10 protein-coding genes are annotated in these 12,003 nt (G+C 61.1%); 4 read left to right on the top strand and 6 right to left on the bottom strand.

Annotated features, from left to right (window positions below; translation table 11 throughout):
* The first annotated feature begins 14 nt into the window (after positions 1 to 14).
* Both KCG45_RS07045 and KCG45_RS07040 read left to right on the top strand, forming a co-directional pair.
* Positions 15 to 1,001, top strand: coding sequence for an HlyD family secretion protein (locus tag KCG45_RS07045; protein WP_218316525.1), 987 nt, complete (start codon positions 15 to 17; stop codon positions 999 to 1,001).
* A gap of 5 nt (positions 1,002 to 1,006) precedes the next feature.
* Positions 1,007 to 2,422, top strand: a complete 1,416-nt coding sequence (locus KCG45_RS07040) for an efflux transporter outer membrane subunit (protein ID WP_218316523.1) — start codon at positions 1,007 to 1,009, stop codon at positions 2,420 to 2,422.
* Here KCG45_RS07040 and KCG45_RS07035 read toward each other — a convergent pair.
* The 6 genes from KCG45_RS07035 to KCG45_RS07010 are packed head-to-tail and all read right to left on the bottom strand — an operon-like array spanning position 2,419 to position 8,422.
* Positions 2,419 to 3,420, bottom strand: coding sequence for a HupE/UreJ family protein (locus KCG45_RS07035; protein WP_218316521.1), 1,002 nt, complete (start codon positions 3,418 to 3,420; stop codon positions 2,419 to 2,421). The genes KCG45_RS07040 and KCG45_RS07035 overlap by 4 nt on opposite strands.
* Positions 3,417 to 4,226, bottom strand: a complete 810-nt coding sequence (locus tag KCG45_RS07030; RefSeq protein ID WP_218316520.1) for a peptidylprolyl isomerase — start codon at positions 4,224 to 4,226, stop codon at positions 3,417 to 3,419. Before KCG45_RS07030 ends, KCG45_RS07035 begins: the two co-directional genes overlap by 4 nt.
* Before the next feature lie 10 nt (positions 4,227 to 4,236).
* Positions 4,237 to 6,153 (bottom strand): DUF3604 domain-containing protein, encoded by a 1,917-nt coding sequence (locus KCG45_RS07025; RefSeq protein WP_218316519.1) that lies wholly within the window; start codon positions 6,151 to 6,153, stop codon positions 4,237 to 4,239.
* 54 nt (positions 6,154 to 6,207) lie between these two features.
* The gene (locus KCG45_RS07020; protein WP_218316518.1) at positions 6,208 to 6,849 is read right to left on the bottom strand and encodes an exopolysaccharide biosynthesis protein; all 642 of its coding nucleotides are present in this window, start codon (positions 6,847 to 6,849) and stop codon (positions 6,208 to 6,210) included.
* A gap of 40 nt (positions 6,850 to 6,889) precedes the next feature.
* Positions 6,890 to 7,339: a MaoC family dehydratase gene (locus KCG45_RS07015; RefSeq protein WP_218316517.1), complete on the bottom strand. Its 450-nt coding sequence runs from the start codon at positions 7,337 to 7,339 to the stop codon at positions 6,890 to 6,892.
* A gap of 3 nt (positions 7,340 to 7,342) precedes the next feature.
* Positions 7,343 to 8,422, bottom strand: coding sequence for a CaiB/BaiF CoA transferase family protein (locus KCG45_RS07010; protein WP_218316516.1), 1,080 nt, complete (start codon positions 8,420 to 8,422; stop codon positions 7,343 to 7,345).
* Positions 8,423 to 8,579: 157 nt separating this feature from the next.
* Here KCG45_RS07010 and KCG45_RS07005 point away from each other — a divergent pair, with 157 nt between their 5' ends.
* Both KCG45_RS07005 and KCG45_RS15475 read left to right on the top strand, forming a co-directional pair.
* Positions 8,580 to 9,845: a nucleotide sugar dehydrogenase gene (locus tag KCG45_RS07005; protein ID WP_218316515.1), complete on the top strand. Its 1,266-nt coding sequence runs from the start codon at positions 8,580 to 8,582 to the stop codon at positions 9,843 to 9,845.
* Positions 9,842 to 11,671 carry a glycosyltransferase family 4 protein gene (locus tag KCG45_RS15475; RefSeq protein ID WP_255548065.1) on the top strand — a complete coding sequence of 610 codons (1,830 nt, stop codon included), beginning with the start codon at positions 9,842 to 9,844 and terminating at the stop codon, positions 11,669 to 11,671. Before KCG45_RS07005 ends, KCG45_RS15475 begins: the two co-directional genes overlap by 4 nt.
* Positions 11,672 to 12,003: the final 332 nt, after the last annotated feature.

Raw genomic sequence — 12,003 nt, 5'->3', positions numbered from 1 at the left:
CACCCGAGGAAACCATGTCCATTCTTCCCAAGAACGTGAGCTTTTCGCGCCAGATACTTCCAGTTTTGGCGGTAATCGGTCTGGTCGTTGCAGCGCTTTACATTTTTTCCAGCCTGCCGGATCGTTCGACGAGCGAGCCTGAGCAACAGCCTCCGAGAGCGACCGGTGATATGGCCAATTCGGCGAGGGTCGCAGGTGCAGGCTTGGTCGAGCCTTCGAGCGAGATCATCGACATCGGCTCGGCACTTTCGGGACTGGTCACCGACCTACGCGTGCAGCCCGGCGACCGTGTCGAGAAAGGGCAGCCGCTCTTCCTGGTCGATGACCGCGCTGCACGTGCGCGCCTTGCCGAAGCCAATGCCGCTATCAGCGAGGCGCGCGCCGCCATCGTCGAGGCGCAAGCTGCGCAGCGCACCGCGAACCAACAACTCGCACTGTACGACAATCTGGACGATCCCGCAGCGGTCAGCCGCGCCGAAGTCATCCGTGCAGAAGGTGACGCTGCAGCCGCTCAGAGCCGGCTCGAACTGTCCCGTGCGAGGCTCGCTGCCGCACAGGCACAGGCGGGAAGCGCGCAAACCGAATTGAACAGGCTCACCGTCCGCGCGCCGATCACTGGAGAGATCCTTGCAGTGAACATCCGCCCGGGAGAATTCGTTGCAACACAAGGCGGAAACTCCCAGCCTTTCATCCAGATGGGCGAAACCATCCCGCTGCATGTGCGCGTAGATATCGACGAGAACGAAGCGGTGCGGGTGAAGCTCGGCGCGGATGCGATTATCTCGCCGAGGGGAGCGGCTGAGATCCGGGCCAATGCCAAATTCGTCCGCGCAGAGCCGCTGGTCGTGCCGAAAAGACAGCTTACCAACAGCGCTGCCGAGCGGGTTGATGTCCGGGTGCTTCAGATCATCTACGCGCTTCCGCAGGGCGACGCCTTCCGGGTGGGCCAGCAGGTCGATGCCTTCATCCCCGCCGATGGCTCCCCTGCTGAGGAAGGATAGCAGCTATGCGCCGCCTTGTTGCTCTGTCTCTGCCGGTTGTGCTGGGTGCGTGTGTCGCGGGCCCGCCACCCGAAATCGCCACGCCGACGCCTGAATTGCCGGACGACTTCCATTTCTCAAGCGACCGCGAAGTCGCGTCGACTGTCGCAGCACTGTTGCCGAGAGATGATCCCGCTTTCCAATCGCTGGCAGCCGATGCCGTTCGGGACGCGCCGAGCCTTTCCGAAGCGCTCGCCCGGATCGAGGCTGCGCGTGCTGGCGCGCGCCGCGCGGGGGCGGAACGCCTGCCCAATGTCAACGCTGAAGGCGCGGTTACGGGGTCCCGGATCAATCCGAATCAATTCGGTGACGGAGCAGCGCAAGGCGGCTTCATCGATACCGAGCAGGTTTCCTACGGCGCCAATCTGGTCGCAAGCTGGGATGCGGACCTTTTCGGTCGGCTGAAAGCGCAGGAACGCGCGGCTGTCGCGAGGATCGACAGCGCCGGCGCTTCGGCCAATGCCGTCCGGATCGCTCTGCTCGCGGAGATTGCCGGGAGCGTGATCGACTGGCGCGTGCTTTCCGCGCGCAGCGATGCCCTTCGGCAGGATGTCGAGGCAGCAACGCAGCTCGCATCATTGGCGAAGGCCCGCGAAGACGCCGGCATCGCACCTGGCTTTGACCGGGTGCGAGCCGAAGCGGCAGCCAGCGCATCGCGTTCGCGCCTTGCGGCGCTGGAAAGCGAGCGCGTGCGGATAGTCGGGCGGCTGATCACGCTGACGGGGCAAGGAGGCGGAGATGTCACGGCAGCGCTCGCGCAATCCGGCATGGCACTCGATCCCGGGCCGGCCCCAGATGCTTTGCCATCCGACTTGCTTAGCAATCGGCCCGATGTCCTTGCTGCCGCAAGTGAGCTCGCTGCGACCGACGCCGATCTTGCTGCCGCCGCGCGGGCACGCTTTCCCCGGCTCACCTTGTCCGCGGTCGTCGGCTTGCTCGCCTTCAGCCCCGGTGATTTTTTCGATGAGGACTCCATCGTCGGAACGCTCACAGCTGGTCTCGCAGCGCCGCTGCTCGATTTCGGGCGAATCGAGGCGGAGATTGACGGGGCGGCTGCGAACAAGCGGATCGCTTTCGCCGCCTATCGTGGTGCCGTGTTCCAGGCGCTTGGCGATGCCGAGGCGGCGTACGGCCTGATCGATGCAGCCGACGCCGAAGCCGCACTCGCAGTGCAGGAGCGCGACGAACTCGCCCGCGCCGCGAGCCTTGCAAACACGCGCTTTCGCGCTGGTCTCGCAAACTTCCTCGAAGTGCTTGAAGCACGGCGGGCGGCGGATGCAAGCGGGGAGCGCGCTGCGGCAGCGCTTGGCCGCGCGGAGCGCGCGCGCGTGCTGCTGTGGCAGGCTCTCGGCGGAACACCGTCTGCCGCGCAGGAAGGCTAGCCCACTATCCTTTCGAACAGCCAGAAACTCCCCGTGATGCCAATCCCGTACGTGGCAACGCGAATTGCCGGAGTTTCTGCCATGGGTGCAAGGCGCCGCATAGCTGAAAGCAAAACCATGAGCGCAGCGATCACCAGAAGCTGCCCGGCCTCAACACCGAGATTGAAGGCGATCAACGCGCTCGCGATCTCCGTTTGGGGAAGCCCGATCTCTGCCAAGGCTCCTGCAAACCCGAAGCCGTGCAGCAGGCCGAAGCCAAATGCGACAAGCCACGGCACGCGCCGCGTCCATGTCCGTCGATCCGGTTTGCGCAGGGCGCGCATTACCTCGACGGCGAGAAACACGATGGACAGTGCGATCAGCGCCTCGACCGGGCGGCTCGGCAGACCCGTATAACCAAACGTCGTCGCGACCAATGTGATCGAATGCGCAATCGTGAAGGCTGTGGCCGCCTTGACCACCGCCCAGCCCTTTCGGACAAGAAACACGAGCGCGATCACGAACAACAGGTGGTCCCAGCCGAACAGGATATGCTCCGCACCGATGACGAAGTAGTCTCGGGCCACCGCCCAACTGTCAGGTTGCGAAGCAATGACGGCAACGGACGCCGCGTGCGTCAGCCGAAAAGACTGCACGGGCCCATCGAGCGGAACGTAGCGCGCGATCGCGTCGGCATTCCCAATGAGTCCGGTGAGGCCGAATGACTTGCCAGCCATTGGGTGTCTGCACTGCATCTGCGCGTGACCCATCAACGCAAGCGGAGCGGCACGGCGCACGGGCCCTCCAACCAATTCGCAATTCTCCGGGATAACCGGCCCGGCGATTGGAAATGCTGTGCCACTTGCGCCTGGCGCGACCGGAACCGTCCATTCGAGCGACCAGTGATTCGGTCCGGTCTGAGAAAGCTCCAAAACTGCAGGACGAAGGTCATCGGCGGAAAGCGGCGCGGCAAATACGGCGAGAATCACTGACAGCAGCGCTAGCTCACACCGCGTCATCGGTCGATCTCTATGCGGTATGCATCGCGGAGCAGTTTAAAGGCTTGCTCCTTGCGGGCGGCGATTTCCGCGCTGCGCCAATCGTTCTCGACCTGCGCGCGGATGGCCTCGAAATCTGCTGTTGCACGCGATTGCTCTCGCATCCGCACGGCATGCCAACCGAAGCCGGATCTCACGGGTCCCTGCCACTCACTACCTTGATCGAGACGAAGGATGGCCTGCGCAAACTCTTCTCCGAACACGCGGCGAACATCGCGCAGGGACTTGCGATCCATGCTCGGAGGAAGGGCCGATCGCTCGCCCGTCTTCTGCCAGCTATCGTTCGCTTCCAACTGATCAAGTGCAACGCGAACCGCCGCCTCATCGGAAAACAGCAGCTGGTCGAAACTCATGGAAATGTCCGCGCGGTAGCGCTCGCTGTTGGAGCTAAAATAAGCGCGCAACACAGCTTCATCCGGGGTCGCGCTTTCGGCTGCAGCCGCTGCAGCGAGGTCCATTTTTGACACCAACCGCCGGCGGACCACGGCATCGCCCTGGTCCAGCCCGAGCCGCAAGGCTTCGCGGTAGAGTACCTCGTCACGAACAAACCGATCGATCTGCGCATCAAGCTCGGCATCGGTTGGCGAGCGCCCCATGACCCGCTCAAACTGGATAGCGAGCTGCGCCTGCTGATCCTGCCCGACGTCGATCACGCGCGATGCCGGGTCCACCGAACTGCCGCCAGACCACGCGGACAACGCGTAAACGAGCGCCCCCGCAGCGAGGAAATGCACCAGTGGTTCGCGGGTCCAACCCGGAAGTGTCACGGTCCGCGCTTCAGACCGACGGCTTCAGCCAGATCGGCGACGTGTAGGCACGTTCCTGCGCGACGGCGTCGGCCATCGCAGCCTCGCTCAGCTCAATACCGAACCGCACCGCATCGAACAAAGTCCAGCGCGGGGTCGGTATTTCGAGCACGCGGACATAGTAGAACGCCCTTTCCCCCTCGGTATAGTCGGGATCGGTCCAGACGCTGCGCAGTTCTGACGCGCCGATGTCGTTCGTATACGTGGCGTTTTCGCGATTGACCGTATCGCCGACAGCAGGGACTTTGCCGCCGGTGCGTGGGCGGTTTTCCATGTCGCTCCATACCACGTCATAGACCCGTTCCTGCAGCTCTCCCGACGCATCGAGCCAACCCTTAACCACCTGCACCCGGTCGAGATTGGCCCCGTCAGGATCCTTCAACGCGGCTATGATGAAGCTGGGAGCCGTGCCGCCATCTTCCAACTCGCCGCCCATTGGCACGCCTTCGGTATACCCCTTGCGCACCCAATCGCCGTCCCAGTCATCTTCAGTGAAACCAAAGCCGCCGAAAATGCGCACGCTCATGCGCGGTCCTGTCGTCGCATAGACCTCGCGCCGCGCAAACGCATCGAAGATTTCCGCCCGCGTGTTTCCACGCGCCCATGCCGCCGCGTACCCGCCAGCGAGGTAATGCCAGCCGAAGCGGCCCTGCCGCGTGCCGAGATTTTGCGCGTCCACGGCGCGGGTTTCGTTGCCCAGCTCGTTCCCGGTATGCTTGCCCCAGAAATTGTCTTCATCCCCTGTCGCAAGCGCGGTGTGACTGTCAGTCGCGCCGATCATCCCGAATGCATACGGGTTCACGCCGAGCTGTTGTTCCAGAGACAGACCCCGTTTCAATGCCTCGCGGACATACGAACCGGCAAACATCTCGGGCTCCATTCGGGCCGTAAGCGGCAAATTGCCAAGCTCCCATCCAGTTACTCCGAACCCTGCCATTTCGTCATTCGGCGACAGGAAGGGGTGCGTCTCGCTATCACCTTTGATTTGGGTCACCTCGACCACCGGCTCGGACGCTGCCCTTTTCGCCGCGTACGCGGCGGTCATGGGCGAGCCATCAGGCATGGTCATCTCGAACATCAGCCCGTTCGAAAGGTTGGAATTGTGCGGGATCGCCAGCGCCTGTCCGCCAGTCTTCTCGGCATAGGCGGCCATATAGTCCCAAAGCTGCTCCGCCGTACTGTCGATGCCAGGAAACGGAACGACCTGGCCGGTCTTGTCACTGCCATCGCGGAACATGACCACCCGGTGCAGATTGTTACCATCTGGCATTCGGGTCCACTCGAACCCGGCAAACGCTGTGAAGACGCCGGGACGGTTATACCGATCGAGCAGCCCGAGCTGCGTGTTCCAGATATCGCGGGTGTTTTCCGCCTGACGCTCCGGGTCTCGGAGCGCTTCGGGTAGGGTTCCGTTGGCGGCCGCTGTGATCAGCTCCGCGATCGCAAGCTGCGATTGCTCAGGGCCCTCATGCATCATGTCATACCAGCGAAGCAGCGTCTCATCGTACTGCGCGACAACGCCAATGCGGGGTGCATCATACAGACGCCGCGTGGCTCCTAGTCCGTCGGAGTGATCGGCGATGACTAGAAAATCGAGCGGCCGCGCGAGTTTCGCCTGTGCGCCAGTCGTCGCGGTTACTTCTTCCCCGCTGGCGAAACGCAGGGCCTCTTCGGGTCCAAGCCGCACGCCAAAGCCGAAAGCGTCGACGGAATTGTCGGTATGGAGGTGGGTGTCACCCCAATATGGCCGGTCAGGAAATTCTGCGAGTTCTATAGTATCGCTGCCGTCACCGGTTTGGCTCGCATCCAGTGTTGCCACCTCATCGCAAGAAGCCAGAACGAATGATGCAATGCCTGCCAAGGCGTATTTTTGCCATGCTTTTTGCATGTGCGTTCCCCTCATCTCTCCGAGAGGGAGTTTGGCGCTACAATCGCGCCCTCGTCAAGCGCGCATCTCGAACGGCAGATACCTCTCGCCCGCACCCTCGGAGCCGAAATAGTAGAAGCCGAGGCCAACCATCGCCGCTGCGGCGAGCACCCATGCCAGCAGCATCGCAAGTCCATCGCGGACCATCATGGCAAGGCAGATGATCGCGTTCGCGATCATCGGGCCTGCGCTCGCCCACGGAAGCAGTTCTAGCGGTGGGACGGCGAGAGCGAGGAGGATAATGATTGCGGCCGCAACCTGCAGAGCAGGGCCCTCGGCAAGAAACTGCAGCCGGCCTTTCGCAAGGTTGTCGAGCGTTTCGGCAGGGCCGCCAAGTTTGTCGGTGGATTTTTCGAGCTTGCGCGAAGTCACGGAGCGACTCTCGATCCAGTCGGGGACCCAGATATGCTCGCGGCCGATAAGCAATTGAACTGCGATCAAGATGATACACAGCGCCAGGATGCTCGGGACACCAGGGATGACTCCGACCGGAGTCAGTTCCAGTAGCGCAAGGATCATCATTACAGGCGCGAAGCTGCGGTCGCCGAACTTGTCGAGTACGTCACCAAGCGACACCTCGTTCTCAGTCTCGGCGAGTTCGCTCAGCCCCTCGACGACGTCGGTAATTGATTGCGGATCTTTGGTATTATCGGTCATTGCTCGAACTAACGCTCAAGCAAGGGCAATCGGTCCCGAATTATGCGGATTTATGCAACAGCGCGGATCGTTCGCAGCGGCAGACGACTTCATCCCGCTGATTCACAAGCTCATGAATAAACGTGGCAATTCCCGCTTCGGGACGAGATTTGCTTTCCCGCAGTTCCTTAACTTCGCTGCGAGCGCGCAATGTATCTCCGATGAAAACGGGCTTCGGCGTAACGACCTTGTCGAAGCCAAGATTGGCAACCAGGGTCCCCAGAGTCGTGTCGCCGACGGAAAGTCCTACGAGCAGTGAAAAGGTGAAAGTCGAATTGACCAGGATCTGGCCAAAGCCGCTTTCCTTTGCCGCCTCGACATCGAGATGGAGCGGCTGCGGGTTATGGGTCATGGTCGAAAAAAGCAGGTTGTCCGTTTCGGTGACGGTGCGCCTGATCTCGTGATCCAGCGTGTCGCCAACCTGCCACTCATCGAAGAATCTACCGGCCATCGCTCAGCCCTCTTTCCAGTTCGCAACGACATCGGCGCCGTTTTCCATGCTCGAACGGACGGCGCCGGGCGTGCGGCTGAACCGCGGCGCTGGGGCGGTGTGCCACATCCCGTCATGTTCGACGAACGCTCCTCGCGCTTTCATGTGGGGGTGTTCCCTCGCCTCTTCCACTTCGAGCACTGGCGCGAAGCAAGCATCGGTTCCTTCGAGCAATTCGGTCCATTCGGCCTGCGTCTTGGTTTTGAACATGGCCGCAAGTGTATCGGCATATTCATCCCAATTGGCGGGGTTCATCTGACCTTCCGCTAGCTGGGCCGGAGCGCCCGATTTCGCCAGGAGCTCGGCGTAGAATTGCGGTTCGATCGCGCCGACCGATACTTCTTTTCCATCGACGCACTCGAAACAGCGATAGAAATGCGCAGCGCCGCCCAGCATGCCCTTCCCGCGTTCGGTCGTCAGGTAAGGCCGGTCGCGCACGCCGAAGAAAAAGCTCATGAGACTGGTCGTGCCGTCGACGATCGCCGCATCGATGACTTGCCCTTTGCCGGAGCGTTCGCGCTCGAACAGCGCAGCGAGGATGCCGAAAGCGCAATACATAGACCCGCCGCCAAAATCGCCCACGAGGTTCTGCGGCGGAACAGCCGTTTCCCCTGCTCTGCCAACTGCGGAAAGAGCGCCAGTCACCGCAATGTAGTTGATGTCGTGGCCCGCGGCTTGGGCGAGCGGTCCATCCTGCCCCCAACCTGTCATGCGCGCGAACACCAGCCGCTCATTCAGTTCGAGCAACACGTCCGGACCGAGACCCAGTCGCTCCATCACACCGGGACGAAATCCTTCGATCAGCACATCCGCTTTTTTCGCCGCATCGAGGCAGAACGCCTTGCCTTCTTCTGTCTTGAGATCGACGGCGGCGCGGTGCCGCGCACGCTCGACCACCGGGTTGGTGATGGGCGCGCCGGGCCGTTCGATCTTCACCACCTCGGCTCCGAGATCGGCGAGCAGCATCGCGACATGGGGGCCAGGCCCGATCCCGGCGAATTCGATAACCTTGAGGCCGACCAAAGGGCCTGCGGCTGCACTCATTCCTGTTCTCCTTCTCCCCGCCTCTGTGCCGATGGCAGCTTGTGCTGACAAGCCCGCGATCCACACGCGGAGTTTGTCGATGCGTTGCGCCTCTATTCGACCTTCGCTAGGTTTCGCCGCGCATGGCTCGATTGAATTCGGCCCGGGAGAAGTTCTTTTGAAAATCGCAATTTTCGGGTTGGGCTATGTTGGCTCAACCGCTGCCGGGTGCATCGCTTCACAGGGGCATTGCGTGATCGGCATCGACGTCAACCCGGTCAAGGTAGAGGCTATCAATGCAGGCCGCGCGCCTGTCCATGAACCCGGTCTCGACGATTTGATATCGGCTGCACGCAAGGATGGACGCATCGCTGCCGTGACGGAACTGTCGGACGAGCTTGCCGAATGCGATATCGCTATCGTCTGCGTCGGCACTCCCAGCGGTGTAGACGGCGCTCATGATATGAACCATGTTGCGGAGGTGACGCGCACGATTGCCCGTCACATCGATCCCACGCGCCATCACCCGCTTACGCTGGTCTACCGATCGACCATGCGGCCAGGATCATGCGAGAAATTCATCCTGCCGATCATCGAAGCCTCGCTGGGCGATGCTACCGGCAAGGCGGTCGAACTCGTCTACAATCCGGAATTCCTGCGCGAAGCGTCGGCAATTGACGACTATTTCAACCCGCCCAAGATCGTGATCGGCACGCTGCAAGGCGCGCGCTCGGCCAACATGGCGGCCCTGTATGATGAGATTGACGCTCCGATCTTCCATGTAGGAATGCGCGAGGCGGAGATCACCAAATTCGTCGACAACAGCTGGCATGCCGTAAAAGTCGCTTTCGCAAACGAGATCGGGCGGATCTGCCAAAATCTCGACCTTTCGGCGCGGCAGGTTCACGAGATATTCAAGAGCGACAGCAAGCTCAACATCTCTGCGACGTACACTCGTCCCGGAGGCGCTTTTGGCGGATCCTGTCTCCCCAAGGACGTTCGTGCGTTGCAATACATCGCGGCGGATACCGGATCGGCGACGCATCTGGTGGATGCGCTGTTACGATCGAATGAAGCGCACAAGCATCATCAGTTCCAACAGGCAACGGAAGGGCTGGAGCGCGGTGCCAAAGTGCTGATGGTGGGGCTGTCGTTCAAACTGGAGACCGATGATCTGCGCGAGAGCCCGGCGGTCGATATGGCACGCAAGCTCCTCGAAGCCGGGTACGAGCTGGAGATTTACGACCCATGGGTCGAGCCCGGCAATCTGGTCGGGCAAAATCTCGGCTACACCTATGCGTGGCTCCCGGCGATCGACGGTCTGCTCGTGGACAAGGCGCGCGCAGAGAGCCGCGTACACGACCGTGTTATCGCGACGAACCGCCTAGTCGATGACATCGCGATCGACGCGAGCAGACTTGTCGATATGAGTGTCATACCTTGAGCGAAAAACCGGACGCGCATGATGGAATTCCGGCAGTCATCGAAGGCGAGCCTTTGGCGGATCGCCACATACTTATCGTCGTGGAGAATCTGCCGCTGCCATTCGACCGGCGGGTGTGGCAGGAAGCGCGCACGCTCAAGGCCGCAGGAGCGCACGTTTCGATAATATGTCCGACAGGGCAAGGATATGAAAAACGCTACGAAGTGATCGATAGCATAGAAATCCACCGGCATTCTTTACCGCTCGAGGCGAAGGGGCCAATGGGTTTCCTTGCCGAGTACGGCGCTGCGCTATTCTGGGAAACGGTCCTTGCATGGCGCATATTTCTGAAGCGCCGCTTCGACGTAATCCAGGGATGCAATCCGCCTGATCTGGTGTTCCTCGTGGCGCTTCCCTTCAAGTTCTTGGGCGTGCGCTACATCTTCGATCATCACGACATCAATCCGGAACTCTACGAGGCGAAGTTCGGCAAGCGCGGGTTTTTCTGGAAGCTCATGTTGCTGTTCGAAAAAATGACTTTCAAGGCCGCCGACGTGTCGATCGCTACGAATGAGAGCTACCGCAAGATCGCAGTGGAGCGGGGCGGGATGCCGCCTGACCGTGTGCACGTCGTGCGCTCTGGACCCGACCTCTCGAAATTGAAACGCGTGCCGCCTGCCAATGTCTGGAAAAACGGGCGCGCACACATGATCGGTTACGTCGGTGTCATGGGCGAGCAGGAGGGGATTGACCTGCTGATCGAGGCGGCTGAGTTTATCGTCTGCAAGCTTGGCCGAGAGGACATTCAGTTCGTCCTGGTGGGCAGCGGCCCGGCGCTAAAGGACATGCGCGCGCTTACCAAGAACAAGGGCTTGGAGGACTTCGTCACCTTCACCGGACGGGCGCCCGACGATCTGCTTCTCGAAATACTTTCGACCATGGATGTCGGGGTAAACCCGGACCGGGTCAACGCAATGAACGACAAGTCGACTATGAATAAAATCATGGAATTCATGAGTTCAATCCGCGACCGACTACCCATTGCGGAGCCAGACCATGTTGGTGCTCGCAGCCCTGGCCTTTTTGATCCTCGCGCGCATAGCGACAGACCCAGAGAAGCGCAGCACGTGATGGCTCGCTCCGCCTGGTATATATCGTTGTTTCTGGTCGCGGCGCTCACGATCTCGGTGCAGCTCGACCGCCAATCAGCCGTAACGCCATATTATGCAGATCTGACACCGGAACCCTTCAGGAGCTTCGCGCAGGCGCAAATCGCGGCGCGCGCGCTTGCGGGGTCAAACCCTGCGGAGGCCGTGCAGCAAACGCGCAAACTCGTCGCTCGCCGCCCGCTACCGGCAGAGCCGCTGCGCATGCTGGCGCAGGCGCAAATGCAGGCGGGGCACTCTGAAGCAGGTTTCGCCACGATCCAGATCTCGGCCCAGCGAGGATGGCGCGATCCGGCAGCCCAGGAAGCAATGATGAGGATAGCGCTCGCCGCTGATGATCAAGCCGAAGCGGCGAGACGATATGCTGCGCTCCTTGTCAGAAGAGGGACCAGCGACCAACTTCTCGAAGAATTCGGCGAGGCTCTGTTTAGCGATCCAACCAGTCAGGCGGCGCAAACGCTAACCGACATCGTGGCTGGCGGTGAGCGCTGGCAACCAACCTTTTTAAGGCGAGGCGTGAGCGTCCTGCCCGCGGCAAGTTTCGCTGCTATAGTCGCGCAATCTGCTGAGCGCGGCGCAAGTTTTGACTGCGGGCTGCTCCTCCAAACCACCGAGGTTGCGGGGCGAGAAAACGCAAAGGCATCGCGCAGGCTTGACGCTGTGGTGCGCGATCGATGTTGACCCCGAACCATGTGACCCGCTGCAGACTGATTGCAGGCGAGCGCAATGCGGCACGTTGCGCAATTGGATCAGATCATGCACGAAAGGCATTCAGTGGCAATCGGTTGCGGCGTTCATCGAAGTGCGCTTGCAGCAAAGGCTTCGGATCACCTTCCCGTCTTGGGTATTCTCCGTTTCTCGTAAGCCGTCCGAGGCGTGTGATAGCCGGGAGCAACAAAGGGGAGGCGCGTAGTAGAGACGAAATCGGCGTCAATCATTGCGGTAAATGGTGCCAGAAGAGGCACCGCACTGATGAGACAATCGACTGTTTTTATTCTGTTAAATTATTTGGC

It is taken from the genome of Erythrobacter ani (genome assembly GCF_019204025.1).
GTDB lineage: Bacteria > Pseudomonadota > Alphaproteobacteria > Sphingomonadales > Sphingomonadaceae > Erythrobacter > Erythrobacter ani.
This window is presented reverse-complemented; position numbering and strand designations above follow the sequence as displayed.

Coding starts and splice junctions, on each gene's coding strand:
- KCG45_RS07045 (WP_218316525.1), top strand. CDS start 15: ATGTCCATTCTTCCCAAGAACGTGAGCTTTTCGCGCCAGATACTTCCA.
- KCG45_RS07040 (WP_218316523.1), top strand. CDS start 1,007: ATGCGCCGCCTTGTTGCTCTGTCTCTGCCGGTTGTGCTGGGTGCGTGT.
- KCG45_RS07035 (WP_218316521.1), bottom strand. CDS start 3,420: ATGACGCGGTGTGAGCTAGCGCTGCTGTCAGTGATTCTCGCCGTATTT.
- KCG45_RS07025 (WP_218316519.1), bottom strand. CDS start 6,153: ATGCAAAAAGCATGGCAAAAATACGCCTTGGCAGGCATTGCATCATTC.
- KCG45_RS07020 (WP_218316518.1), bottom strand. CDS start 6,849: ATGACCGATAATACCAAAGATCCGCAATCAATTACCGACGTCGTCGAG.
- KCG45_RS07015 (WP_218316517.1), bottom strand. CDS start 7,339: ATGGCCGGTAGATTCTTCGATGAGTGGCAGGTTGGCGACACGCTGGAT.
- KCG45_RS07010 (WP_218316516.1), bottom strand. CDS start 8,422: ATGAGTGCAGCCGCAGGCCCTTTGGTCGGCCTCAAGGTTATCGAATTC.